We start from the raw sequence: 25,831 nt of genomic DNA on the forward strand, positions 1-25,831 counted from the left end.
CACTCCAGCTCAATGCGTCCGATCCCTGAACTCCGAGGGCGTGACCCCTTCTTTCTTCTTGAAGAATGTGGAGAATTGGCCGGCATTCTCGAAATGTAGGCTATAGGCGATCTCGGAGATCGTCAAAGGGGTGCTAGTCAGAAGCTCTTTCGCACGAAGGAGCTTCTGTTGTAATTGATATTGGGCGGGGGAGACGCCGGTGTATTCCTTAAACATCCGGCGAAACCATGAATAACCTAAACCAAGACGGGCAGCGATCTCTTCCGGGCTTAATGGGTCCTCGATGTTCTCCTTCATTAATATACGTGCCTCGTTGATTTTATCTACGACATAGGTGTTCGTGAAGGAGTTGTTCTTTTCCTTATAATATACGGAGCCTAATATATGAAGCACGATACTGGAGATCATCTGTTGGTAACCGGATTTCTCCTCCGAGGCGAACTTCAGTATATCCTCATAAAGTCCGACGATCGTAGCGCTCAGCCCGATCCGGTGTAGCGGCTCTTCCTTGGTAAAGAATTTCTTCTCCACACGTTTATCGATATGAATACCCCGAAAACCTACCCAATACTCATCCCATCCCGTTTCCCGGTCCGGATAATAACTATGCCATTCCCCGGGGAAAAGGAGGATCATCGTCCCTGCGTTTATCTTTTGCGATTTACAAGACTGGGAGGAAAAGTACCCGCTACCTTTCGTTATATATACCAATTGATACTCATTCAGGATGCGCCCGGTCTGAGGCTTGAAATTATACTTCTCCGGATGCCGGGAAAGTGGATAGGCGCAACCCGGCGGGATGAATTGATATCCGACCGTCGTGACGACGATTCCCCATTCCTCATCCGTAGCGCTGATCGTCAAGTAACGTAGTAAATCATTCCGCAGTTCGTTCATGTCAGATTTGAAAGGTTTAAAATCATTTTCGTAAGCAAATATAGCAATAATGCTTCTACTTTTGCTTTCGTCAAACAAATAACTTTGTTAAGCCATGAAGGAATATAATTTTCTAGCCTTTGATATAGGGGCTACCAGTGGACGGGCCGTGCTCGGGACCTTAAAGGATGCCAAATTTGAAATGAAAGAGATCCATCGGTTCCCGAATCCGATGGTGGAATTACACGGACGGTTTTATTGGGATATCTATCATCTTTATACTTCTCTTATAGAAAGCTTGACGATATGCGTCCGGCAAAGAATCCGGTTGCACTCGATCGGAATAGATACATGGGGGGTGGATTTTGGGTATGTGGCTTTGGATGGCTCTTTATTGGGCTTACCTCGTGCTTACCGAGATCCTTATACGGACGGCGCTCCCGAGGACTTTTTCAAACGGATTCCCAAGGAAGAGGTCTATAAGCGGACAGGTATTCAAGTGATGCCGTTTAATAGCTTGTTCCAGCTTTTCAGGGCGGGGCAAGACTCGTTTATACCGCAGGAAGTGGCGGAAAAGATATTATTCATACCGGACCTTTTGGCTTATATGTTGACGGAGCGTATGGTATGTGAATATACGATCGCTTCCACGTCTCAATTATTGAATCCGGAAACCCATAAATTCGATTACAAGCTCTTGGAGGCCGTGGGTGTATCTCCTACTTTGATGTGTCCGGTGGTGATGCCGGGGACGTTGATCGGGCGGTTGAGCGAGTCGATCGCCCGTAAGACAGGAATCGGGGAAATCCCGGTAATCGCCGTGGCTGGTCACGATACGGCGTCGGCGGTAGCCGCTGTTCCTGCTTCTTCTCCTAATTTCGCTTACTTGAGTAGTGGTACTTGGAGCTTGATGGGTATCGAGGTGGAGAAGCCGATCATCAACGAGGTATCTTTCAAGAATAATTTCACGAATGAGGGGGGTATCGAGGGTACGACTCGCTTTTTGAAGAATATTACAGGTATGTGGATCTTGGAACGTTGCCGGGAGCAATGGAAGCGGTCCGGATTGGATTATTCGTACGATGATATGGTTCGGATGGCGGAGTTGAGCGAATTTACTTCTTTGATCAATCCGGATGATCCTCGTTTCGCCAATCCTGAGAGTATGCTACGTGAGATCACGGCCTATTGTGAGGAAACCGGACAGGCTGTTCCCGCTTCGGACGCCGATTATGTACATTGTATATTTTATAGCTTGGCGAATCGTTATAAAGAGGTGCTGGAAATACTCAAACCGATGTCGCCACATCCGATCGAACGATTGCATGTGATAGGTGGTGGCTCTCGGAACGATCTGCTGAATCAGTTGACAGCCAACGCTATCGGTATTCCCGTATTGGCAGGCCCGTCTGAGGCGACTGCCATTGGAAATTGCTTGATACAGGCTAAGTCGGCAGGATTACTGACGGATTGTTGGGAGATGCGAAGACTGATAGCCACCGCATTCCCTCCCAAGGAATTTTATCCGGAAAGGTGATACACTTTCAAATCATATAAATTTAAAAACATCATACCATGACAAAAGACAGTTTAATTCAACAGGCATTTGAAGTAGCGGCAGAACGTTATGCGGCCGTAGGTGTAGACGTTCGTAAAGCTTTAGAGGATATGAAGAAAATATCCCTATCCCTGCATTGCTGGCAGGCCGATGACGTAAGCGGTTTCGAGAACCAAGGCGGCTCCTTGACCGGTGGTATACAAGTGACCGGCAATTATCCGGGACGTGCCCGTACTATCGACGAGTTGCGTCGGGATGTATTGAAAGCGAAATCCTATATCCCCGGTAATCATCGGCTTAGTCTGCATGAGATCTACGGGGATTTCCAAGGGGAGAAAGTAGACCGTGACGAGGTAGAACCCCATCATTTCGAGAGCTGGATACAATGGGCGAAAGAGAATGATTTCAAGCTAGACTTCAACAGTACCTCTTTCTCGCACCCTAAAAGCGGAGATTTGACCTTGGCGAACCCCAGCGATGATATCCGTAACTTCTGGATCGAGCATACGAAGCGTTGTCGCTGGATCAGCGATGAGATGGGTAAAGCCCAGAACGATCCTTGCATGATGAACCTTTGGATACATGACGGGAGCAAGGAAGTACCGGCCAGCCGCTTACGTTATCGCCGTATCTTGGAGGAATCGCTGGATGAGATATTCGCTACCGAATATAAATGGATGAAAGATTGTATCGAGGCGAAACTCTTCGGTATCGGTCTGGAAAGTTATACGGTAGGTTCCTATGATTTCTATTTGGGTTACGGGGCGAAAAAGAACAAGATCGTTACCTTGGACACCGGCCATTTCCATTTGACGGAAAGTATCGCCGACAAGGTTTCCTCGTTATTGCTGTTTACGCCCGAGATCATGTTGCACGTAAGTCGTCCGATCCGTTGGGATAGCGATCATGTCGTGATCTTGAATGACGATGTGCAGGATTTAGCCCGTGAGATCGTGCGTTGCGACGCCTTGGACCGGGTACATATCGGTTTGGATTATTTCGACGCTACCATCAATCGTATCGGTGCTTATGTCATTGGTAGCCGTGCTACGCAAAAAGCCTTTATGCTCGCTTTGCTGGAGCCGATCGCCTTGCTTCGCCAGTACGAGGATGAGGGTAAGTATTTCCAGCGTCTTGCCTTGCAGGAGGAAGCGAAGAGTCTGCCTTGGGGGGCGGTTTGGGATATGTATTGTCTACAAAGTGGGGTCCCCGTAGGAGAGTCTTATATCGCTGAGATCGAGAAATATGAGTCCGACGTTACCTCAAGACGGCAATGATAGAGATCGGGATCGGGTTGTTGATCATTGCGATCGGCAGTTTCGGGCAGAGTAGCTCGTACGTGCCGATCAATAAGATCCGGGATTGGAGTTGGGAAAGCTTTTGGCTGGTGCAAGGTATCTTCGCTTGGTTGGTTTTCCCTTATCTCGGAGCGATGTTGGCGGTACCGGAAGGGAGTACCTTACTGGAGCTATGGTGTTCGCCGGGTAGCTTGGGAGCGGTTATCTATGGCATGCTCTGGGGTGTCGGCGGGTTGACTTTCGGGTTGAGTATGCGTTATCTGGGCGTAGCATTGGGACAGAGCATCGCCTTGGGTACATGCGCCGGTTTCGGTACGCTCTTCCCGGCTTTGTTCGGTGGAACGAATCTGTTTGAGGGAACCGGATTGATCCTGTTGACCGGTGTTTGCATTACCTTGGCAGGTATCGCCGTGATCGGTTACGCCGGAAGCCTGCGGGCCCGGAATATGAGTGAGGAGGAGAAGAAAGCGGCGGTGAAGGATTTTGCCTTGACTAAGGGCTTGGCGGTAGCCTTGCTTGCCGGTGTGATGAGCGCCTGCTTCAATTTGGGTTTGGAATCGGGAAACGAGGTGCTGGCGAAAGCGAAAGAGGCGGGAGCTAGCGATCTGTTCGCCTTGAATCCCGTAATACTGTTGGTTACTTTGGGCGGCTTTTGTACGAACGCTGTGTATTGTATTTTCCAGAACGTGAAAAACGGGACGGGCAAGGATTATTTCTCGGTATCGGGAGGTACATTGCTGAATAATGCCTTATTTTGCGCTTTGGCAGGCGTGCTTTGGTACTCGCAGTTCTTCGGACTGGGGATGGGAAAGAGCTATTTCTCGGATTCCCCGGTTATGCTGGCTTTCTCGTGGAGTATCCTGATGTCGTTGAATGTTATTTTCAGTAATGTCTGGGGCATCTTATTAAAAGAATGGAAGGGCGTGGATCGCCGGACGATCGTGGTATTGATTACCGGCATGTGTATCTTGATCCTTTCCTTATTATATCCGAATATAGTTTAATTAAAATAGACATGATAACACTAAGAAACAATGAACGCCTGATGGCGGAAATAGATCGTATCGCCGAGGTCGCCGGCTATTTGTGGACCAAGGGTTGGGCTGAGCGAAACGGCGGGAATATATCGGTGAACCTGACTACTTTATTGAGCGAGGAGGAGAAGGCGTTGCCGGCTTTGGTTTCCTCGATTCCCTTGCAAGAGGCGATGACGGCCTTATGCGGGCACGTCTTTTATGTGACGGGTACCGGAAAACGGATGCGTTACGTGGCGAAAGATCCTTTCGCCAACGGCTCTTTGATCCGTATCGCCGCCGATGGGAAATCGTATGATATCCTAGCGGAGCAACCGATCCAACCGACTTCCGAGTTGCCTTCCCATTTGTTGATGCACAATTTCTTGCGTGCGAAGGGACGGGATAACCGGGTGGTATTGCATACGCATCCGACGGATATTATCGGCATGACGCATTGCAAGCCGTTCTTGGATTCGGAGAAGATTACCCGCACGTTATGGAGTATGATCCCGGAATGTCGGATTATCGTGCCGAAAGGGGTCGGTATCGTTCCTTACGAGATACCGGGCACTTTGGCGTTGGCGCACGCTACGATCCGTCAGTTGGAGGAGCACGACGTGGTGTTCTGGGAGAAGCACGGTATCCTTGCCGTCGGTGAGGACCTGATCGAGTGCTTCGATGCGATCGATACGTTGAGTAAATCCGCCCAGATCTATTTCAGTGCCCGCATGACCGGTTACGAGCCGGAAGGTATGACGGATCAGCAATTGGATGACTTGGTTCCGGCTTTTGGACTCTAGCGTATGCGAAAGAAATTAATCATTCTATTCATAGGGATCGGTTCGTTCACGTTGTTCGCCCAGCAGCGAGACCATCGGACACGGGAGTATATCGCTCCGGTCCGTATTGTCTGGCAGCAAGATAGTTCGCGAATTACGGGAGCGGACCATTTGCTTGTTCCGGGCAACGGACAGTCGGATTTGGCGAATAATCGGTTGTGTGTGTTGAAAAGTACGCCAACCGAACATCCCGCTTTGCTGCTTGATTTCGGGAAGGAGTTGCAAGGCGGCCTTCAGCTGGTGACCGGTATGCCGCCGTCTCACGATCCGGTTTCCGTACGGGTTCGTTTCGGCGAGTCCGTTAGTGAGGCTATGTGCGAGATAGATGGCGCGAACGGGGCGAGCAACGATCATGCGATGCGGGATTTCGTGGTATCGCTCCCTTGGCTGGGCGTGCAGGAGATCGGTAATTCCGGTTTCCGTTTCGTGCGTATTGATGTATTGGGTGATTCTACGGAGTTGCAATTAAAAGAGGTCCGTGCGATCTCCACGTTCCGGGATATTCCTTATCTGGGCTCTTTCCGTTGTAATGACGAGCGGTTGAACCGGATCTGGAAGACTGGTGCGTACACGGTCCACTTGAATATGCAGGAATATCTATGGGACGGCGTAAAGCGGGATCGTCTGGTCTGGGTGGGGGATTTACATCCGGAGGTAATGACGGTCAGTACCGTCTTCGGTTATAATGAGGTGGTTCCTAAGAGCTTGGATTTGATTCGGGATATTACGCCGCTGCCTAGTTGGATGAACGGTATCAGTTCGTACTCGATCTGGTGGTTGTTGATTCAGCGGGATTGGTATTATTATCAAGGGAATCTTGCGTATCTACAAGAGCAACGCTCTTATATGACTGCTTTGTTGCGTCACTTGATCTCGAAGGTTGACCCAAGCGGACAAGAGAGACTGGATGGGAACCGTTTCTTGGATTGGCCTTCCAGTGAGAATACACCCGCTATCGATGCCGGCCTTCAATCGCTGATGATACAAGCCATGCGTGCGGGAGAGGAGTTATGTACCGTTTTAGGCGAGGATGCGTTGGCTTCGGAATGTCGTATGGTAGCTTCCAAGGCTATTAAGTTTTCCCTTCGGAAGAAATCCCGGTTCCCTTCGGAGAAAGATCGGATTACGCCCGGGGATAAACAGGCCGCCGCCTTGATGGCTCTGGCGGGTATCATGGATGCTAAGGAGGCGAACGAGCGTTGCTTGGCGGTGGACGGGGCGAAAGGCTTCTCTACGTTTTACGGGTATTATATGCTACGGGCGATGGCGTTGGCTGGTAATTACCAAGGTGCGTTAGATGTGATCCGTACGTATTGGGGAGCTATGCTGGATGTAGGTGCTACGACGTTTTGGGAGGATTTCAATATGGAATGGCTTCCTGACGCAGGGCGTATTGATGAGCTGGTCCCCGCCGGAAAGAAAGACATTCATGGGGATTATGGGGCGTATTGCTATCAAGGTTTCCGCCATAGCTTGTGCCATGGATGGGCTTCGGGCCCCACATCGTGGTTAAGCGAGTACGTATTGGGCGTACAAGTGGTGGAACCGGGTTGCCGTACGGTACGTATCATCCCACATCTGGGAGATCTCGAATGGGTGGAAGGTACGTTCCCCACGCCTTATGGGGTGATTGAGATCCGGCATGAGAAAGGTGCGGACGGTAAGGTGATAAGCCATATCAACGCTCCTGAAGAGATACGAGTTACCCCGTAGCTCTTATACTTAGTTGTAGAATGTATATAATTATAGAATATATGAAACAAACTATTTGCATCTACGCTTTCGCCGCCCTCTTATTAGGCGGTTGCAAAAGCAATAATGAATTAACGATACCTACGAATCTCCGTACGGAATACCTTACGGAGCCTATCGGCTTGGATACTTCGTCTCCTCGCTTTACATGGGAATACTCCGGAAATGAGGAGGGCTTTAAGGCTTCCCGCTATGAGGTACGGATCGGTACGAGTCCGGACGACTTGCGGCCCTATGCGGAGGGAATGGCCCTGAAACCTCATACCCGTTATTACTGGAATGTTACGGTATGGGATGGTGAAGGGCGTCCGTGCGCTACCTCGGAGACGGCTTCTTTCGAGACCGCTAAGTTCGATCCCTCGGATTGGTCCGCCTCTTGGATTACCGATCATAAGGATAAGGAGTTCGAGCCTGCCCCTCTGTTCCGCAAGTCTTTCCCGGTAGGCAAGGAAGTGAAGGATGCCCGTGTGTACGTAGCATCCGCCGGGTATCATGAGTTATTCATCAATGGCGAGCGGGTCGGAACGAATTATCTGGACCCGGGGTATACGCATTTCGACAAACGTATCTTGTACGTGACGCATGATGTTACCTCTTTGCTGAAGCAAGGCGACAACGCCGTGGCCGCTGTTCTGGGAAACGGCTGGTACAACGAGCAGTCCGTGGCGGTCTGGAATTTCCATGAGGCACGCTGGCGGGATCGTCCCCGCCTGCTATGTGAGTTACGTATTACCTATACGGATGGTACGACGGAGGTGATTGGCTCGGACGAGACTTGGAAGACTTCCACCGGGGCCTATACCTATAATAATATATACAGCGGCGATAAATTCGATGCCCGGCTGGAAGAGGCCGGATGGAAAAACGCTCATTTCGACGATAGTAAATGGGAAGCGGCACTTCCGGCGCAGGCTCCGGCACCTCTGTTGGTAGCCCAGCAAATGCCGGGAATCCGTATCACGGAAGAGGTGAGGCCCGTGTCGATGAAACGTTTCTCCGATCAGTTATATGTATATTCTTTCCCGAAGAACATGTCCGGCCTTTGCCGCTTGAAGGTGAAAGGTGAGGCGGGAACCCGTATCACGTTAAAACATGGTGAGTTGTTGAAGACAGACGGTCGCTTGGAGCAAGGCAATATCAATGTATATTATCATCCGGTCAAACCGGACGAGGTATTCCAGATGGATGTCTTTACCTTGAAAGGTACGGGAGAGGAGGAGATCTTCATGCCTTCCTTCTCTTATCACGGTTTCCAATACGTGGAGGTGGAGAGCAGCCGTCCCGTTACTTTAACGGAAGAGAACTTGACCGGCTTGTTTATGCATACCGATGTCCGTCCGTCCGGTTCCTTCGCTTGTTCGAATCCTCTATTGAATAAGATATGGGAGGCTACGATGCAGGCTTACCGCAGTAACCTGCACAGTATCCCGACCGATTGTCCGCAACGGGAGAAGAATGGCTGGACAGCCGACGCGCATATCGCGATCGACCTCGGTTTGCTGGGCTTCGATGGTATCACGCTTTATGAGAAATGGATGAATGATATTATCGATAACCAGCGTGAGGCGGGTGAGATTTCCGGTATCATTCCTTCCAGCGGTTGGGGATATGGCGAGTGGCCGGGTCCGGTTTGGGACGCTGTCATGTTTATCATACCGAACGCCTTGTATGATTATTATGGAGAGTCTCGCAGTATAGAACGCTTATATCCTACGATGCTGCGATATCTGGATTATTTGAAGACGAAAGAGAAAGACGGTTACTTGCCTTTTGGCTTGGGTGACTGGGTGTATTGGAAAGCTACGACGAATAATGAATATACCTCTACCGCCTACTATTATCTGGATTATAAGTTGATGGCTCGCTTCGCCTCTTTACTGGGCAAGGATGCCGCTCCTTATCAAGAGAAAGCGAATACGCTCAAATCCTTGATCAACCAGAAGTTCTTCAACGCCGAGACCAGTGTGTATGCCGAAGGAACCCAAACGGCGCAAGCCTTGGCCTTGTATCTGGGACTTGTACCGGAAGGAAAGGAACAACTTGTGGCGGATAAGCTGCGTGAGGTGGTAGCGGGAAATAACTATTTCTTGGATTTTGGTCTATTAGGCAGTAAGACCGTTCCGGCCATGCTTACGAAATATGGCTATATCGAGGATGCCATGAAGATGATCACGAAGACCGAGGCACCTTCTTGGGGATATTGGGTAGAGACGATGGGTTACTCCACATTGCCGGAGACGTGGACACTTAGTCCGAAGTTTGCCGACGCTTCCTTGAACCATGTCTTTATGGGAGATGTCTCCGCTTGGATGATGAACCAGCTGGCCGGTATCAATCATGACGACTCGGCTCCGGGCTTCCGTCATATCCGTATCACGCCTCATTTCGTGAAAGAACTGGATTGGGCGAAAGGTGAGTACCATTCCGTACGCGGCCGTATCGCCAGCGAATGGAAACGGGAAGGGGATAAGGTTATGCTTACCGTGACGATTCCGGCTGATTGCTCCGCCGATATCGTGGTAGGCGATCAGACCGAGACCGTATCCGCCGGTACGCATACGTTTTCATATCCGGTGTGATAAGAACCGTATGACTTTAGTAAGCCGGTAATGACATCGCCTATATTGGCTTATTTTACCTAGTTGTAGAGACGGGGCGTGCCCCGTCTCACCATAGACTGATAGTATTTAAGTTGCCATTTAGCTGGGATGAGACGGGGCACGCCCCGTCTCTACAACTGGGGATTTCGAAAGCAAATAATTGAGAACCTTAAAGATTAAACGTATGAACAAGCTACTTCTTGCTCTTCTATTGTTTCTCCTATCTTTCAGCTGGATAAAAGTGACTGCCTCGGACAGTTGTCCCGCTGCCTTCCCTTGGAAAGCCCAATGGATCAATACCGAGCGTTGCCAAAGCGCTACGAATACTTGGTTGATCTACCGTAAATCATTCGCTGTGACGGATGTCCCGAATCAACTCATCGCCCGTATCGCCGCCGATTCCAAGTATTGGCTTTGGATCAACGACCAACTGGTTATCTTCGAGGGTGGCTTGAAAAGAGGGCCTTCTCCTTCCGGGACTTATTACGATCCGGTAGATATCGCCCCTTACCTGACAAAAGGCTCGAACACCATCGCCATCTTGCTCTGGCATTTCGGGAAAGATGGTTTCAGTCATATCAACAGCGGGAAAGCGGCTTTGTTATTCGAGGCGATTGCTCCGGGGCTGGAGATCGTCTCCGATGCGAGCTGGCAGTGCGCCTTGTATGAGGCCTATCAAAATACCGAGGCCCCTTTCCCGAATTACCGTATGCCGGAGAGTAATATCCGCTTCGATGCCCGTCAAGCGATAACAAACTGGAACCGTACGAGTTTCGAAGGTTCCCTTCCGGGGGCGGTCTGCGTCGGTAAGGCGGGGAAAGCTCCTTTCGGGGATCTGGTGGAACGTCCGATACCCCAGTGGAAAAACAGCGGCCTGTTATCCTATGTATCCGTCCGGGAATCCTTGAGAGGCGATACCCTGTTCTGTCGTTTGCCCTATAATGCCCAGATCACTCCGTATCTGAAAGTAGAGGCGGAGGCCGGGAAGACTATCCACATCCGGATGGATAATTACGAGGGAGGAAGCGAGCGCAACGTACGTGCCGAATATATTACCCATGAGGGTGAGCAGGAATACGAAAGCTATGGCTGGATGAACGGCCATGAGGTCTATTACATCATCCCTGAGGGCGTGAAGGTGCTGGATGTGAAATACCGTGAGACCGGTTACAACACGGACCTCGCCGGCTCTTTCCATTGTGACGACCCGTTCTACGACGAGCTTTGGCAACGTTCTGCCCGTACCTTATACATAACGATGCGTGATAATTATATGGACTGTCCGGATCGTGAACGTGCCCAATGGTGGGGCGACGAGGTGAATGAGCTAGGCGAGGCTTTCTACGCCCTTTCTCCGTCCGGGCAGAAACTAGCCGTAAAAGGCATCCATGAATTAATGAATTGGCAGCGGGAGGACGGAACGCTCTACGCTCCGGTTCCGGCGGGTAATTGGGATAAGGAGCTTCCTTTACAGATGTTGGCGTCTATCGGTTGGTACGGTTTTTATACGCAATATTATTATAGTGCCGACAGTAGTTTCGTCCCGGTGATATACGACCGGATGCGCCGTTACCTGCACGAGGTTTGGCAAGTCGATAAGAGTGGCTTGGTGATCGAGCGTCAAGGTGCTTGGAGCTGGGGCGACTGGGGCGAGCATGTCGATATGGGCGTATTGACCAATTGCTGGTATTATCTGGCCTTGAAAGCGGAGCGAGCCTTCGCCCTGCAACTCGGCAAGGATAAGGATGCCGATGAGATCTCCCGGATGATGCGTAGCATAGAACGTTGTTTCGACACGAAGTTCTGGACAGGTTCCGCCTATCGCTCCCCCGGCTATAAAGGGGAGACGGACGATCGCTCCCAAGCCATGGCGGTTGTTTCCGGGCTGGCCTCGAAAGATAAGTATCCGGCGCTGACGAAGGTACTTAAAAAGGAGTATCACGCCAGCCCTTATATGGAGAAGTATGTCCTAGAGGCCCTTTTCCAGATGGGCGAGCCGGCGTTTGCCTTGGAACGGATGAAGCAACGTTACACCCGTATGCTGGATTATGCCGAATACACGACCTTGTTCGAGGGATGGGGCATCGGAGCCGAGGGCTTCGGTGGCGGCACGATCAATCACGCTTGGAGCGGTGGCCCGCTTACCTTATTGAGCCAGAAGGTCTGCGGTGTCGAGCCAACCTCTCCCGGCTTCCGTACCTTTAATATCTCGCCTCAATTGGGTCCCTTATCGGAAGCCTCGGCCAGCTTAGAGACCCATTATGGAACCATCCAAGTAAGTATCAAGAAGAAAGGCAAGCGATTGAAGTTCGATCTCCAAATCCCGGAAGGCACCTCCGCCGAACTGATAAAGCCAAATGGCACTCGCAAGCATCTCGGCCCGGGGCACCATTGGGTGGAGTAGGTCGTGTCTTACTTAAACAGCTGTTGCGCCATGTTATATAAATCATGGCGCCATACATACCAAGTATGTCCGCCGGGCATCTCGCTATACTCGTACTTGATGCCCGCAGCGTCGAACAGTTTCAGCATCGCTTGGCCATTCTTGTAGGCGATATCCTCCGGGCCTCCCTGCGTGAAATACAACTGACGCACGGTCTTGTTGAAGTCGGCGGCTATCTTCTTTAGATAAACGGCTTTCTTGGCGTAATTGTCCGTGTCGGTAGCGAACCATCCGGAACTAAGCACCCACAGGTACCCGAAATGATGATAATGATCCAATCCAACCTCAAGTGTCTCCAGACCACCCATGGAAAGGCCCGCCAACGCCCTATGATCCTTATCGGTCAATACCGGGTAATTAGCCTCTATAAAAGGAATGATATCGTTCATCAAATCTTTTGCGAACAAAGGGACCTCACCCTCCAAGCTCTCGGTATGGATCGTACCGTTGGGCATGACCACCACCATCGGTTGCATTTTCCCCTCGGCCATCAAGTTATCAAGGATCAATCCGGCGGCACCTACCGTAGGCCAAGCGTTGTCATTATCGCCACCGCCATGGATCAGATACAATACAGGCAATTTGCCGGACATCTTCTCATAACCGGCTGGTGTCCATACATGCAAACGGCGCATGGTGTCCAACGTCTTCGATTGGTAATAACGTTCCGCCATGGCCCCATGCGGAACATCCTTCATGGCGAAGAAATCCGTCCCCCCCTTGTTTACCTCCAGCAAAGCGGAAGTCTCGGAAGACAAGGCACCCTTCGGATCATACACCCGTACGCCATCTACCACGAACCAATAACGATAAATGCCATCCTTCACGCCCGGCACCGTGGCAAACCAAACACCATTCTCCGCCCGGGTAGCCTCATGCATGGCGATATCGCCCATCACGCTCACCTTCTTGGCCTCGGGAGCGTAAATACTCATTAACAGGTCACCCTTATCCAACACACGTACCGACTGTAGCGTATCATTTGGTGTAGGTTCATGCTTCCACTGAGCGGATAGAGGTAATACTTGGCTTAACAGACATAGTATCAACAATATATTCTTTATTTTTTTCATAAATAATATGTTTTAAGATAATAAGACAAAGGTAATCATTTTCAAATTAGCGATCGCCCTCTGTTTTCCTGCGGACATACACCCGGTGGCTTCCATAACCCGATAGGGTGATTCCACTCGCCGGGTCGCTACTGAGGCGTAGTAGCTCACGGTTTGCGCTACTACGTTTTAGTCCGGTGACAGCCATGTAGTCTTGTATGCGCAAGAAAGGATGTTCATCCAGATAATCCAATGCCCGTGTCCGGCGTTCCTCTTCGGTGAAGGGCGATTTCCGGACACGGCTGATACCTCCCCGTCTTAAATCGCAACGCAGGTTAGTCTCCCGTATCAGTTCCTTGTCGGCCCGGTAGTTGATACCATTCACCTCGATGCTACGTGCGTTACGCTTCGGTTCGTCACCATCCAGCGAGTCGATCTCCTTGTCCTTCGCTACGCCTAGGCGGGGCGTGAACGTACCGATGCCATCCAACGTGACCGACTGCCCTTCCGCCATGCAATAGGCCAGATGTTCCGCTACTGTCGTCATCACCTGTATTACGCTACCCCTGCTCAAGCCCGATCCGGGGTAGGTGATCCGTTCCACGAAATCCTCCATGTCCATGTTCCGTTGTATCTTCATCCGATAATACACCGGCTTTTCCCCCGTCCCGTTCAGGTCGCACATCTCTTGCTTGATATATTCTGCCATAACTGCTACTAGGTATAATTGTTTGTATCTTCAAGTTAAAAACATTCTTCTTACTATATACAAATATACTAACTACTTGATCTATTTCCAAATTATCACCGTGGAATATATAGACCACGTCGTGATTTGTATATTCCACGTCTTGATCTGTACAGACCACGTCGTGGTTTGTAGAATTATACAGTATGCGAACAAGAATCCATAAGCTATCGAGCAAGAATTCATATAGGAGTAGAGCGTTTTTTGCTTAGGGGAGTAGAGGGTAGACAGGTAGGTAAAAGAACGTATGCCGCGTAAAAATGTACGTCCGTATACCTTATATCCGCGTATTTATGTATATTTGTATGGCGAATTGGTGCTGAAAAATGTGATGATTAGCTATATTTATCCGCGTAAAAATGTTGTATTCATATGGAAAGAACTGTTTTAAAGGAACTTATTGAATGGAAAGAAAGAGCGGACAGAAAACCTCTTATCCTTAATGGTGCCAGACAAGTGGGCAAGACTTGGTTACTCCATGAGTTTGCCAGGCTTGAATATAAGAAAGAGGCTTATGTCGTATGTCGTAAGAACAATCTTGCCCGGCAGCTTTTTACGCAGGACTTTGATGTGGAAAGAATTTTGCGTGGTCTCCGTGCCATGACTTCGGTGGATATTACTCCGGGTGATACGCTCGTCATTTTGGATGAGGTACAAGATATTCCGGAGGTATTGGAGGCGTTGAAGTATTTTAAGGAGGAAGCTCCGGACTACCATATCGCGGTGGCGGGTTCGCTTTTGGGAATTTCTTTGCATGAGAATGTATCATATCCGGTAGGTAAGGTTAATGTCATCAACCTGTATCCTATGAGTTTCGAGGAGTTTCTTATGGCGAAAGGAGAGAAAGAGGCCTGTAAACTACTTATGAGCCGTGACTATGGGATGATGAGTCTGTTGCATGAGAAGTATGTGGATCTTCTCCGCCAGTATTATTATGTGGGAGGCATGCCGGAGGCTGTTTCCAAATACGTGGAGACCGGAGCTTTACGGGAGGTAAGGCGTATCCAGCAGGAGATTCTCCAAGGTTACGATCTTGATTTCTCGAAACATGCGCCCAAAGAGCAAGTGCCGCGTATCCGGATGGTTTGGAACAGTGTGCCTTCTCAATTATTCAAGGAGAATAAGAAGTTTATCTATGGCGCTTTACGTAAAGGCGCGAGGGCCAACGACTTTGAGCTTTCCATACAATGGCTTGTCAATGCGGGTTTGTTGTATAAGGTACCTCGATGCGCGAAACCCGAGTTGCCGCTCGCCGTGTACGAGGACTTATCGGCTTTCAAGCTTTATATGGTAGACCTTGGCTTGATGGGAGCGATGGTCCAGACCGATCCTGCGCAAGTCTTAATAAAGAATGATATATTCAAGGAGTATAAGGGTGGACTAACTGAGCAATACGTTTTGCAACAGATGAAAAGCAAAGGCGTGTCTCCCATTTATTATCATACGGCGGACAATTCGCGCCTAGAGCTTGATTTCATCATCCAGCGGGGAGCGGAAATGATCCCGATAGAAGTGAAGGCCGAAGGAAATGTCCGGGCTAATTCCTTGATGAACTTATTGGACAAGGTACCAAGCCTGCATGCGGAGCGATATTCCATGCTGCCTTACAAGGAGCAAGGCAACCTGACGAATATTCCTCTTTATGCGGTATGAAGTAGCAAAGGGCTGATCCCGGTTATCATCATCGCCTACACCCAAGGCGATGACGATACGGGAAAGCATTATCTACTTGCCTTTCTGTCGCTTGGTGACTGTGAATTTAGAGTATTTCTCATACTTGGAGCCTTTGGAGAATACATTCGGCATATGTCTCGCCGCGAACCGTAACTTCTCCTCATCCGTATGGAAATCCTTTCCTTCGCAATATTTCTCTATGTCTTTGGCAGCCTCAAGAAAAGCGTCCTTTTGGGATTCGGTCACGATCGGTAGCTTCGTTGAGTCCGCCTCTATTGCGTTTCTCGGATCTGCCGGTGCGATCAAAAAGATCTTTTCGTTACATTCCCCCATCTTGATGTGAAACTGCACGTATTGTTCATCGGTAAGCTCAAGGAAATCTTCTTCTTTAAGGATAAATCCATATTGGAATGTTAACTGCATGGCTTGCCCGCCCCAGCCGAATAGTAAATCAAAAATATCCATAGCGTAAATTTTTATAAAGTTATTAATGTTCTAGTATGAAACCTAGGCTAAGGTTTGGGGCAAAGGTAATGGATATTTTCATTTGAGCTGTTATATTTATTGTTCTTTATGGAGAAGATGATGGAAATTCCGTATATTTGCGAAGTCTCCTTACGCCGATGCCGTTAAAGCCGGCGGGCGAGGGAGGGCATATACATAAAGGCGTTTACTGAACGCTTTGGTTTTGACTGTTTGAGAACTTCGCAACTTCCAACTGTTCGTCAAAAACAAAGCAACGGTGAATGCCCCTTGGGTGTATTATATACTACCTTGATCGATTCGATGCCAAAGAAAGGCGTTGAAGCGTAAAGGGTAGACTATATATTCACATCGGCGTGGGGCTTTCGACGTTGCTCGTTTCGACGAACAGGGCAATGCGAAGGCCTTCAAACAGTGGAACGGGTGACAGGACTGGCTCCACGTTTTGTGTGTATAGAGGTATCTAATTTATTATGAACCATCGCTAAGGCAGCCAAGCGGGGAAATGAATTTAATTATGGACATGAAAGGTGTTTTGTCTCTATTGTTGTTTTCTTTTATTCTATCTTCGTGTGATAAAGAAAAAAGTGTAACTGCAATTTATTTAGAACCTAATGAGGTTACTGTAAATGCAGGTGCTGAATTTCAGTTTGTAGTTATAACTGAACCTTCGGATGCGCCTATCCCGAATTGTCAATGGAGCCTATCTCCACAAGATAAAGGTGCGGAAATATCGAATACGGGATTGTTTAAATCAACTAACCCCGGTTCTTTTACTGTGAGTGTAACAGCGAAAGAGAATTTTTTTTCGGCATCTAGCAATGTGATAGTAGAGGCTTTGCCTATTTCTTCAATTCGATTTTCAAATGATACTATTGCTATAGAGGCTGGAAACGATACTTTATTGTCATGTGCGATTGAACCAGAATATGCATCAATATCTGATGTGAAGTGGGAATCTTCGGATGAGAGCATAGCAATAGTTAACGATGGTAGGATTGAGGCGAAACGTGCTGGAGAGTGTATAATTACGGCTTATTATGAAGAACATGTCACTAATATTTTTGTTCATAGAATAGAAGCGAAATGTATTTGTACGGTAACACCGCCTACATTAGAAAGGATTTCACTGGAAGAAAATGACTTTTATTTTAGTGGATTGGGGGAAGGTCGTATAATGCTGAATGTTTATTGCTATCCCGAAGGAGCTATATGTCCTAAAATACAATGGAGTACTTCCAATGCCAATATAGTTAAAGTAGATGAAGAAGGATGGCTTACCGCTGTATCCGCAGGAACTTGTATTATTACAGCTACATCCGTAGATGGTAAATTTACAGCTTCATATGAGATAAAAGTTCAAGAAGTGAAAGTGGATGGTATATTTTTTGCTGATGATAAAGAATTTGAAATAGGTGAAGGTGAGTCTTTTCTTCTTGATGATGAATATATTTCAGTTTCGCCATACAATGCATCAATCAAAAATTTTAAATTGGAACAAATATCAGGACATGATGTTGCCCAAATATCTTCAGATGGTAAAAGTATTATAGGATTACAAGAAGGTGTAGCTTATTTTAAAGCTATATCAGAAGAGGGCGGGTATACGGATGTATGTAAGGTCGTAGTTCTGAATAAAGTTGTAGCTAATATTGAAGTTAAAAATATCTTTGTCAGGATGGGCTGTTATTGCAGGTTACACTTCTGCTAATTTAAAATGTCAAGTTTGGAACTATAATAATGATCCAATACGGGTTACCGGCCTAGAAGTTTTGCCATCACCCGGCAGTGGAAACTCAAATTCTGCATACTTCAAATATAATGGAGAAATAGAGTATCTAAGGTCGAAATATTGGTTGAATAGTTTTCAAAACATATATCAACCATATTATATATTACATTTCCAATACGGGAACAAAGCATATACTAAAAAAATAAAAAGGTAATGATCTTTGTTTTAATTGGTGAAAAGAAAGATGAGTCATAAATCTATTATCACCAGCGACTCCGGTGAGCAAGTCGAGGCACTTGCTCCCATCATCATTTCGGCCAGCCGGTCAACGGATATCCCGGCCTTTTATGTCAAGTGGTTCTTTAATCGTTTGGCCAAGGGGTATTGTGTTTGGTATAATCCGTTTAATCGGCGGAAGATGTATGTGTCGTTTGAGCGGTGTAAGGCAATCGTGTTTTGGACAAAGAACCCGAAGCCGATATTGCCTTATTTGCATGAGTTGGATAGGAGGGGTATCCATTATTATTTTCAGTTCACGTTGAATGACTATGTGAGCGAAGGCTTTGAGCCGAATGTGCCGAGCGTTACGCAACGGGTGGAGACATTTCGGGAGTTGTCGGAAATGATAGGGAAGGAACGGGTGATCTGGCGATTCGACCCATTGATTATAACTCCATCTATCACGCCTCGTGTCCTGCTTAGCCGTATTTGGAAGATCGGCAATCAGTTGAAAGGATATACTGATAAGCTCGTGTTCAGTTTCGTAGATGTAAAGGCGTATCGTAAGGTACAGAACAATCTTATAAAAGAGACGAATTGCTTTACGAAAGAGGATGTGGAAACCGCTGAGATGAATGCGATGCAACGTCAAGAAACTGTAGAGGGATTGGTGAAGTTGAGGGAAATTTGGGCTTCTACTGGTTGGAATGTGACACTCGCTACTTGTGCCGAGGATATTGACCTTACGGTTTATGGCATTGAGCATAACCGGTGTATCGACGGTGATTTAATGGAGCGTGTGTTTGGGGAGGATTATGAATTGGTTTATTATCTTCGAACAGGCCAATTACCCGAACCGGATCTTTTTGGTACGTTTCCCGCTTTACCCGACAAACGCAAAGAGCTAAAAGACAAAGGCCAACGGAAAGCCTGTGGTTGCATGATAAGCAAAGATATCGGTAGGTATAACACTTGCTCCCATTTCTGTGTCTATTGTTATGCCAATACAAGTAGGGAATGCGTACAAAAGAATGTGGCTCAGTGTTCAGGCAATAGTGAAAATCTAATTTAGAATACTTTGCCAAAAGGTGTGAGTTATCGGATTTTATTTGTATTTTTGAAATATTTGTCGAAGATTTGATACAGAGTGCATAATTGATCCAATAGCTATATGTCGTGAACTATAATTATTGTATATTGACCGATAAATAAACATAGTTGTTATGCAATTTCTTTACGGAAGCATTTTGTAATATAAACATAAGATATGAGCATTGAATCCCAAAACATAGAATTTAAAGAATCTTGGCGTGACGAATATCTGAAATGGATATGTGGCTTTGCCAATGCACAGGGTGGAACACTATTTGTCGGTATTGAGGACAAAGGCGAAGTATGCGGTGTGAAGGATGCCCAGAAATTAATGGAGGATATTCCGAACAAGGTTCGTGATATGCTCGGTATCTTAGTAGATGTCAACCTTAAAGAGAAAGATGAAAAGCAATATCTGGAAATTGTGACAGAGGCATATCCTTATCCAATTAGTTTTCGTGGTAAGTATTACCAGCGGAGCGGTGCCACCAATCAAGAATTGAAAGGAGTCGCACTCGATCGCTTTATGCTTCGCAAGCAAGGCAAGACATGGGATGGTGTACCTGTACCTTATCTAAAAGCAGAGGATTTGGATAACGTTACGTTCGATTTGTTCCGTAAATATGCCAAACGAAGCGGACGCATGGAGGATGCGGATTTGATGGACGATAATCATGGCTTGTTAGAGAAACTTCGGCTTTATGAAGGCTGTTATCTGAAACGGGCCGCTACCTTGTTGTTCCATCCTGACCCAGAACGATATGTGGCTGGAGCTTTTGTTAAAGTCGGTTTCTTTTGCGAAGGTATGGATTTGGTGTATCAGGATGAAGTACATGGCAATCTGTTTCAGCAAATTGGGAAACTGATGGATTTGCTGTGTACCAAATACATGAAAGCCATTATTACCTACGAGGGCATTCATCGAATAGAAACATTACCTATGCCTAGGGAAGCTCTACGTGAGGCGTTACTGAACGCTTGTATCAATAAAGATTATGCAGAGCCTTCTCCTATACAAATCCGTGTATATGAGAATAAACTAGAAATCGTAAATGGTGGTGTATTGCCAGATGGTTGGACTGTAGAAACATTGTTATCTTCTCATCGAAGTTTCCCTTACAACCCCGACATAGCTAATACGTTCTTTCGCTCTGGGGAGATTGAAGCATGGGGACGTGGTATTGAACGTATCATCATGGCTTGTAAGAATGACGGATTCTCTACACCGGAGTTTCGTTATGACGCTTCGGGTATTTGGACTATATTCAAGTTTGAGTATCCGGAAAGAGCGACTACCCAAAAGACTACCCAAAAGACTACCCAAAAGACTATACAAAACTTGACGGGGCAGCAACAAGCTATACTATCTTTTCTAAAAGAACATCCCGAAGCGACCCGAAAGGAAATAAGCGAAGAACTTCTTAATATTACAGAGAATGGTGTTAAATATAATCTTTCACGTCTTCAAGAACTTGGATTATTGAGACGTGTAGGTGGTAGGAAACAAGGGTATTGGCAAATTATAGAATAATGTGGTATGGGAGATTTTAGGGAACGTGCGTTAGGGGAGGATTATGAATTGGTTTATTCTGACATGGTAATATCCTTTGCAATCTTTCGTTGCTCAGCATATTATAAGAATGTTTAATTAAAATGTTGCGGAATTAAGGTTATTATGGATTTGAGTTTTCTTACAGATATACAAAGGAAGTGTTTCAGAGAAACTGCAATAGAGTTAATGAACCACTATTGCATTCTCAAACATGATTCAAGAGATAACAGCGATATCATTTATCGGTTTGCAGAGATAGAGTTTTACCTATATGATATCAAGGAACAGGACAAGGATATAAGTACATACAGTCGTGATTGCAAACGTGTGGAATGGTTCTTTCATGGCAGCGGTGTAGATATAGCCTTTGAAACGGTTAGAGATGGTGATGAATTGATGCGATTCGGCGGCGTTCTCATTCGAGGTATTGAAATATACAAGCAGAACCAACAGGAACAATGGGAACAGATTGGAGTTGTCGGTGGCCCCAAACTATCAATGTATGAGATATTCAATCATTGTTCTAGGATGCCAGATGTCATTGCCATTCCTGATACATTCAAGAAAGACAGAAGCATTGGTGATGCCACAAAACGCATAGGTATATGCAACACCTTTGATAATAGATGGCGGTAATGTGATTCGCTGTGATAATAAAATTATCATGATTGAAAAGGTGTTTAGAGAGAACAACTATTCAAAAGACAATCTTGCCAAAGCCATAGAAGAACATTTTATGGCTGAGTTGATTGTTCTGCCATGGGATGAATCTGAAATTTATGGCCATGCAGATGGATTGGTTAGGTATATAGGCAATGACCGAGTATTGATAACCAACTACGATCGGTTTGACAAAAGTTTTACTCGTAAGGTTATTGAAGCTCTGCGACAACATTTCAAGGAGGTTTTTAAGCTGGAATATAACGTACAACGCCAACACAAACATAATTGGGCATACATCAATTGGCTTCAAACGGACAAAGTGTTGCTCATCCCCTCTTTCGGTTATCCAGAAGATGAGCAAGCCTTTAAACAGATAACAGCACTTATGCCTATGTATCAAGGATATGCTGAAATGATAAATGCAAAAGACTTGATTCTTCACGAGGGCTGTTTGAATTGTGTAAGTTGGACTATAAGACAAGGATGATCTCTACAATCGGGAATTGTCAAAATGATAGGGAAAGGATGCGTACAAAAGAATGTGGCTCAGTGTTCAGAACGCTCGGGTTTGGGCAATTGCTCCGGTGAGAGCAGGGAGAGATAACCGATTTTTCCAGTTCGTCACGAACTCGCAAGACCGTGTACCCGCAGTCTTTGTGCCGTAGGCGGAACAGGCGAAGCGGTCGCTACGGCTATTACGGAATATTCCACCAAACTTTCTATTGCATGCATTGACATAACTACAGTAATTTATTAAGGATTGTCTGATTCAATATGAGATTCATGGCAATTCGGAAAGATACTGCTTGATCGCTTTGTCTTTTACCACATCCGCTACATTCTTTTTGCCGACCTGTAAACCGGCTCCATGTCCCACTAAGTACTTCACGATTTCAAGCCCTCCTTTTTTGCAGGCATTCCCCAATGGGGTCTTGCCTTTCTTGTCTTTTGCGTTTAAATCTGCCCCTTTCTCTACCAGCAAAGGTATGATTTTCGGCTTGAGCAAATGGCAGGCATACAGCAAAGGGGTGAAACCTTTATATCGTTCGCGAGCTTCTAGGTTAGCTCCGTTTTCTATCAACATTTGGGCAGCTTCGACATTATCGTGTGTGGCAGCATACAACAATGGGGTCATTCCCATCGTATCGACATTATTGACATCCGCTCCATGCTCAATTAACAGTTGCACAATCTCTGCGTTAGCCCAACGGGCGGCTTCTCCCAACACGCAACAGTTGTTTTCAGTTGTCCGTATCTTCACATCGGCACCTCGTTCTATGAGAAAACGTACCATTTCCGGGTCGTTTCTTGTTACCGCGTCCATCAGTACGGTTCGGTCGCCATCGTTCTTATCGTTGGCGTCCGCACCTTTATCTACCAAGTATCGGACATCGGCAAGGCTTCCTTTTATCACGGCATAGAACAGGACTGTGTATCCCCAGTTGGCTCTTGCATGAATATTTGCGCCTTTTTCAACCAAAAAACGCATCATGTCGAAATGTTTGAAAGAAGCGGAAGTCATCAAGGCAGTCCAACCTTCCTCGTCACACGCGTCCAGCTCCGCCCCATTCTCCAGCAGGTATTCTGCAATGTCGATGACATTGTTTTTGGCCGCAGACATCAAGGGTGTCGCACCATCGGGCAACCTGTCATTCACGTCAAAGCCTTTTTCCACCAGTGTTTTGACCAGCTCCAGGCTTTTCCGATAAACGGCATGGAACAAGAGACTGCAATTGTATTGGTCCTTGTAAGACGGTTCTAGCATGTAGCCCGAACGAATCATAGACAAGGCTTTGTCAATGTCGTTTTCATCCCGTACGAGTCGAAAGAGTTCTTCCATAAGAAATATTTGTTGACAAATTAAATACCACTCTGTTACCGTAAGCAAAGTTACAGATATTTATTATTCAACCGATGATTTTCCCTAAGAATTTGCACCGGATGCTGTCTGCATTAAATTAAGCCGTCTTTTATAGTAATCGAGACCAATACTATCCTAGAATAGTGTTGTATAACATGCCGGATTTATCTATTTTTGCGCCCAATACGAAAGGTTAAGAATAGGAAGTTTTAGGTATGGCAAAAAAGAAAGGTAAGCCTCAACCCCGGAAAAGCAAGAAGAAGCGGGCATCATCATTCATGTCTTCTGTAAAGAAGATGCTTCTTGGCGCTTTTGCGGTAGTTGTTTGTTTTATCGGTGTATTATTCATATATAACTGGTTTTATCCGGTATCCAAGACACGGCCTGTAGAGAAGAAACAGGATCGGGCGGAGACAATAGTCCGTCCGAAGATCTCGGACAAGGGCGGTTCCGGAACATCGGGTAAGAAAGCCGCGCAAGCGACGAAAAACAAGCAAACGACAAACCCAAAGAAAGGGACCTCCGCTTATACTTTTCAAGAGGGAGCTGAGATACCGAGACTAAAGAATAAACAAAAAGAGCAGGTTATAAAGCATGAGGGCTATACGGTTTCTTATAATTCCGATTATAAGATCGCCAATTGGGTAGCCTATGAACTGACCTCGAAAGAGGCGACAAGTAAGAAGAACGAGCGGTCTAATAAGTTCGTCTCGGACCCCATGGTGAAAGGGGTTAGCGCCACGAACGAGGACTATACCCGTTCCGGCTATGACCGAGGACATATGGCGCCTGCCGGCGATATGAAATGGTCCGCCAAGGCCATGCGGGAATCGTTCTACCTAAGTAATATCTGTCCGCAAAAGCCCGGCTTGAACCGGGGTATCTGGAAAGATCTGGAAGAGCAGGCTCGTTTGTGGGCGAAAGAGAATGGCTCTTTGTTGATCGTGACCGGCCCGGTGATCACGGACGACCTGAAACGGTTAGGTAAGAATCGGGTGGGAATCCCGAAGACCTTTTATAAGGTAATCTGTACGATAACGAACGGTAAACCAGAAGGGGTAGGTTTTCTGTTTGATAATAAAGACTATGGAAAGACTCCGTTGAAATCGATGATGATCCCTATCGATAGCGTTGAGAAGGTTACCGGAATTGACTTTTTCCCTTCTTTGCCTGATTCGATAGAAAATCCGATGGAAGCATACGTGAATGATGGTAGTTGGTCTTTTTAAGGCACGTTATGCTCAACAATCTCTAGGCGAGAATGTTTTATATTTACTGTGAAGAAAAAGAAATCATAATTAAATAACAAAATGCAAGTTATCATGAAAGGAAAATTAATCCCTGTGTTTGTTTTGGCAGCATTGGTTTCCTGTAGTCAACCACCCGTTAAGGAGCAAGGTCCTCGTCCAGTTAAATTGGCGGACGTTACTTCTCTGAACATGGTTGAGAAATCATTCAGTGGAGTGGTATCGCCCGATCAATTCAGTGATTTGGCGTTTAAGATGTCCGGCCCGCTGATCTCATTAAACGTGGATGAAGGCCAGAAGGTCCGTACGGGACAGATCGTGGCCGAGATTGATCCGCTGGACTTTAAATGGGAATATGAGGCGAAGAAAGCGTCTTTCCAGACCGCTGAGGCGCAATTGCAACGTGCGAAGAAGTTATTGTCCAAACAAGCTATCTCCAAGCAAGAGTATGAGTCTACGGAAGCCTCTTACTCAAATGCCAAGGCGGCTTTCGAGTATGCGCAAAATACATTGAACCAGACAAAGCTTCGTGCGCCGTTCGATGGATTTATCCAGAAGAAATATGTGGAGAATTACCAGAAGGTACAGGCCGGACAAGGAATCGTTTGCTTGATCAACCCGAATAAGTTACAGGTCGTGTTTACGATGCCGGAGAGTAATATCAATTACTTCTCTTCTCCTTATTCTGTTTATGTGGAATTCGATAATTACAAGGGCGTTCGCTTCAAGGCGAAGGTGAAAGAATACGTGGAAGCCTCTCCGGATGGTTCCGGCGTTCCCGTGTATCTGTATATCGACGATCCGAACTTTAATTTAGAGAAATATAAGGTAGCCGTAGGTTTCTCTTGCCGTGTGATCTTGAACGTGGATAGCGAGAGTTTCACGCAAGGCGCCGTATTGGTTCCGCTAGCCGCTGTCGTGGCTGACGATGCCAATAGCGATAAGTATGTGTTTGTTTATAATGGGCAGTCTCAAAAGGTTGAGCGTCGCAAGATTACCGAGTCTATGCTGATCGGCAAGGATGGCGTGATCGTAACGGATGGCTTGCGACCCGGCGAACAGGTTGTCTCAGCCGGAGCCACTCGTTTGGTGGATGGACAACAGGTAAAAGTATTAACAGATTAAG

General features: G+C 46.9%; 20 protein-coding genes. 15 read left to right on the plus strand and 5 right to left on the minus strand.

Features of this window, described 5'->3' with window-relative positions; genetic code table 11:
- Positions 1 to 9 precede the first annotated feature (9 nt).
- Positions 10 to 897, minus strand: coding sequence for an AraC family transcriptional regulator (locus DWY79_RS16470; RefSeq protein ID WP_005856470.1), 888 nt, complete (start codon positions 895 to 897; stop codon positions 10 to 12).
- 94 nt (positions 898 to 991) lie between these two features.
- Here DWY79_RS16470 and DWY79_RS16475 point away from each other — a divergent pair, with 94 nt between their 5' ends.
- The 7 genes from DWY79_RS16475 to DWY79_RS16505 all read left to right on the plus strand — a co-directional run bounded on the left by DWY79_RS16475 (position 992) and on the right by DWY79_RS16505 (position 12,343).
- Positions 992 to 2,413, plus strand: a complete 1,422-nt coding sequence (locus tag DWY79_RS16475) for a rhamnulokinase family protein (protein ID WP_122369805.1) — start codon at positions 992 to 994, stop codon at positions 2,411 to 2,413.
- A gap of 38 nt (positions 2,414 to 2,451) precedes the next feature.
- On the plus strand, positions 2,452 to 3,711 hold the full coding sequence (locus DWY79_RS16480; protein ID WP_005856475.1) for an L-rhamnose isomerase: 1,260 nt from the start codon (positions 2,452 to 2,454) through the stop codon (positions 3,709 to 3,711).
- Positions 3,711 to 4,736 carry an L-rhamnose/proton symporter RhaT gene (gene rhaT / locus DWY79_RS16485; protein ID WP_122369859.1) on the plus strand — a complete coding sequence of 342 codons (1,026 nt, stop codon included), beginning with the start codon at positions 3,711 to 3,713 and terminating at the stop codon, positions 4,734 to 4,736. The genes DWY79_RS16480 and rhaT overlap by 1 nt, the downstream gene beginning before the upstream one ends.
- Before the next feature lie 11 nt (positions 4,737 to 4,747).
- Positions 4,748 to 5,548: a rhamnulose-1-phosphate aldolase gene (rhaD, locus tag DWY79_RS16490; RefSeq protein ID WP_008771954.1), complete on the plus strand. Its 801-nt coding sequence runs from the start codon at positions 4,748 to 4,750 to the stop codon at positions 5,546 to 5,548.
- Between the two features lie 3 nt (positions 5,549 to 5,551).
- A complete protein-coding gene (locus DWY79_RS16495) occupies positions 5,552 to 7,300 on the plus strand; it encodes an alpha-L-rhamnosidase C-terminal domain-containing protein (protein ID WP_122369807.1) in 1,749 nt (582 codons plus the stop codon).
- A 20-nt stretch (positions 7,301 to 7,320) separates the two neighbouring features.
- Positions 7,321 to 9,918, plus strand: coding sequence for a family 78 glycoside hydrolase catalytic domain (locus tag DWY79_RS16500; protein WP_122369809.1), 2,598 nt, complete (start codon positions 7,321 to 7,323; stop codon positions 9,916 to 9,918).
- A gap of 205 nt (positions 9,919 to 10,123) precedes the next feature.
- Positions 10,124 to 12,343, plus strand: a complete 2,220-nt coding sequence (locus tag DWY79_RS16505) for an alpha-L-rhamnosidase C-terminal domain-containing protein (RefSeq protein ID WP_122369811.1) — start codon at positions 10,124 to 10,126, stop codon at positions 12,341 to 12,343.
- Between the two features lie 8 nt (positions 12,344 to 12,351).
- On the opposite strand, the gene DWY79_RS16510 is transcribed toward DWY79_RS16505, so the two are convergent.
- Together DWY79_RS16510 and DWY79_RS16515 are read right to left on the minus strand one after the other, a co-directional pair.
- A complete protein-coding gene (locus DWY79_RS16510) occupies positions 12,352 to 13,455 on the minus strand; it encodes an esterase family protein (RefSeq protein WP_122369813.1) in 1,104 nt (367 codons plus the stop codon).
- A gap of 46 nt (positions 13,456 to 13,501) precedes the next feature.
- Positions 13,502 to 14,143 (minus strand): HU family DNA-binding protein, encoded by a 642-nt coding sequence (locus DWY79_RS16515; RefSeq protein WP_122369815.1) that lies wholly within the window; start codon positions 14,141 to 14,143, stop codon positions 13,502 to 13,504.
- Between the two features lie 411 nt (positions 14,144 to 14,554).
- Between DWY79_RS16515 and DWY79_RS16520 the strand changes: the two genes are divergently transcribed.
- Positions 14,555 to 15,835, plus strand: a complete 1,281-nt coding sequence (locus DWY79_RS16520; RefSeq protein ID WP_121960916.1) for an ATP-binding protein — start codon at positions 14,555 to 14,557, stop codon at positions 15,833 to 15,835.
- Positions 15,836 to 15,907: 72 nt separating this feature from the next.
- Here the strand turns inward: DWY79_RS16520 and DWY79_RS16525 are convergent, their stop codons facing one another.
- The gene (locus DWY79_RS16525) at positions 15,908 to 16,321 is read right to left on the minus strand and encodes a hypothetical protein (protein ID WP_122369817.1); all 414 of its coding nucleotides are present in this window, start codon (positions 16,319 to 16,321) and stop codon (positions 15,908 to 15,910) included.
- Between the two features lie 535 nt (positions 16,322 to 16,856).
- On the opposite strand from DWY79_RS16525, the gene DWY79_RS16530 reads away from it, so the two are divergent.
- The 5 genes from DWY79_RS16530 (at position 16,857) to DWY79_RS16550 (ending at position 22,084) form a co-directional block, all read left to right on the plus strand.
- Positions 16,857 to 18,050, plus strand: coding sequence for an Ig-like domain-containing protein (locus DWY79_RS16530; protein ID WP_158593853.1), 1,194 nt, complete (start codon positions 16,857 to 16,859; stop codon positions 18,048 to 18,050).
- A gap of 280 nt (positions 18,051 to 18,330) precedes the next feature.
- The gene (locus tag DWY79_RS16535; protein WP_122369861.1) at positions 18,331 to 19,362 is read left to right on the plus strand and encodes a DUF1848 domain-containing protein; all 1,032 of its coding nucleotides are present in this window, start codon (positions 18,331 to 18,333) and stop codon (positions 19,360 to 19,362) included.
- Between the two features lie 195 nt (positions 19,363 to 19,557).
- Entirely contained in the window at positions 19,558 to 20,913 is a 1,356-nt protein-coding gene (locus DWY79_RS16540) for an ATP-binding protein (protein ID WP_122369821.1), read from the plus strand.
- A 144-nt stretch (positions 20,914 to 21,057) separates the two neighbouring features.
- Positions 21,058 to 21,570: a hypothetical protein gene (locus tag DWY79_RS16545; protein WP_233563999.1), complete on the plus strand. Its 513-nt coding sequence runs from the start codon at positions 21,058 to 21,060 to the stop codon at positions 21,568 to 21,570.
- 28 nt (positions 21,571 to 21,598) lie between these two features.
- On the plus strand, positions 21,599 to 22,084 hold the full coding sequence (locus tag DWY79_RS16550; RefSeq protein ID WP_233564000.1) for an agmatine deiminase family protein: 486 nt from the start codon (positions 21,599 to 21,601) through the stop codon (positions 22,082 to 22,084).
- Between the two features lie 294 nt (positions 22,085 to 22,378).
- Here the strand turns inward: DWY79_RS16550 and DWY79_RS16560 are convergent, their stop codons facing one another.
- Entirely contained in the window at positions 22,379 to 23,437 is a 1,059-nt protein-coding gene (locus tag DWY79_RS16560; RefSeq protein ID WP_122369823.1) for an ankyrin repeat domain-containing protein, read from the minus strand.
- Positions 23,438 to 23,673: 236 nt separating this feature from the next.
- On the opposite strand from DWY79_RS16560, the gene DWY79_RS16565 reads away from it, so the two are divergent.
- Positions 23,674 to 24,687 carry a DNA/RNA non-specific endonuclease gene (locus DWY79_RS16565; protein ID WP_057326361.1) on the plus strand — a complete coding sequence of 338 codons (1,014 nt, stop codon included), beginning with the start codon at positions 23,674 to 23,676 and terminating at the stop codon, positions 24,685 to 24,687.
- Positions 24,688 to 24,780: 93 nt separating this feature from the next.
- On the plus strand, positions 24,781 to 25,830 hold the full coding sequence (locus tag DWY79_RS16570) for an efflux RND transporter periplasmic adaptor subunit (RefSeq protein WP_008778321.1): 1,050 nt from the start codon (positions 24,781 to 24,783) through the stop codon (positions 25,828 to 25,830).
- Position 25,831 lies beyond the last annotated feature (1 nt).

It is taken from the genome of Parabacteroides sp. AF27-14 (assembly GCF_003635425.1).
Classification (GTDB): domain Bacteria; phylum Bacteroidota; class Bacteroidia; order Bacteroidales; family Tannerellaceae; genus Parabacteroides; species Parabacteroides distasonis.

Excerpts from the sequence above, each read along its gene's own strand:
- DWY79_RS16525 (WP_122369817.1), bottom strand. The coding sequence starts at position 16,321 with ATGGATATTTTTGATTTACTATTCGGCTGGGGCGGGCAAGCCATGCAG.
- DWY79_RS16505 (WP_122369811.1), top strand. The coding sequence starts at position 10,124 with ATGAACAAGCTACTTCTTGCTCTTCTATTGTTTCTCCTATCTTTCAGC.
- DWY79_RS16475 (WP_122369805.1), top strand. The coding sequence starts at position 992 with ATGAAGGAATATAATTTTCTAGCCTTTGATATAGGGGCTACCAGTGGA.
- DWY79_RS16520 (WP_121960916.1), top strand. The coding sequence starts at position 14,555 with ATGGAAAGAACTGTTTTAAAGGAACTTATTGAATGGAAAGAAAGAGCG.
- DWY79_RS16570 (WP_008778321.1), top strand. The coding sequence starts at position 24,781 with ATGAAAGGAAAATTAATCCCTGTGTTTGTTTTGGCAGCATTGGTTTCC.
- DWY79_RS16550 (WP_233564000.1), top strand. The coding sequence starts at position 21,599 with ATGATTGAAAAGGTGTTTAGAGAGAACAACTATTCAAAAGACAATCTT.
- DWY79_RS16565 (WP_057326361.1), top strand. The coding sequence starts at position 23,674 with ATGGCAAAAAAGAAAGGTAAGCCTCAACCCCGGAAAAGCAAGAAGAAG.
- DWY79_RS16560 (WP_122369823.1), bottom strand. The coding sequence starts at position 23,437 with ATGGAAGAACTCTTTCGACTCGTACGGGATGAAAACGACATTGACAAA.
- DWY79_RS16545 (WP_233563999.1), top strand. The coding sequence starts at position 21,058 with ATGGATTTGAGTTTTCTTACAGATATACAAAGGAAGTGTTTCAGAGAA.
- DWY79_RS16530 (WP_158593853.1), top strand. The coding sequence starts at position 16,857 with ATGGACATGAAAGGTGTTTTGTCTCTATTGTTGTTTTCTTTTATTCTA.
- DWY79_RS16470 (WP_005856470.1), bottom strand. The coding sequence starts at position 897 with ATGAACGAACTGCGGAATGATTTACTACGTTACTTGACGATCAGCGCT.
- rhaD (WP_008771954.1), top strand. The coding sequence starts at position 4,748 with ATGATAACACTAAGAAACAATGAACGCCTGATGGCGGAAATAGATCGT.
- DWY79_RS16480 (WP_005856475.1), top strand. The coding sequence starts at position 2,452 with ATGACAAAAGACAGTTTAATTCAACAGGCATTTGAAGTAGCGGCAGAA.
- DWY79_RS16515 (WP_122369815.1), bottom strand. The coding sequence starts at position 14,143 with ATGGCAGAATATATCAAGCAAGAGATGTGCGACCTGAACGGGACGGGG.
- DWY79_RS16510 (WP_122369813.1), bottom strand. The coding sequence starts at position 13,455 with ATGAAAAAAATAAAGAATATATTGTTGATACTATGTCTGTTAAGCCAA.
- DWY79_RS16540 (WP_122369821.1), top strand. The coding sequence starts at position 19,558 with ATGAGCATTGAATCCCAAAACATAGAATTTAAAGAATCTTGGCGTGAC.
- DWY79_RS16495 (WP_122369807.1), top strand. The coding sequence starts at position 5,552 with ATGCGAAAGAAATTAATCATTCTATTCATAGGGATCGGTTCGTTCACG.
- DWY79_RS16500 (WP_122369809.1), top strand. The coding sequence starts at position 7,321 with ATGTATATAATTATAGAATATATGAAACAAACTATTTGCATCTACGCT.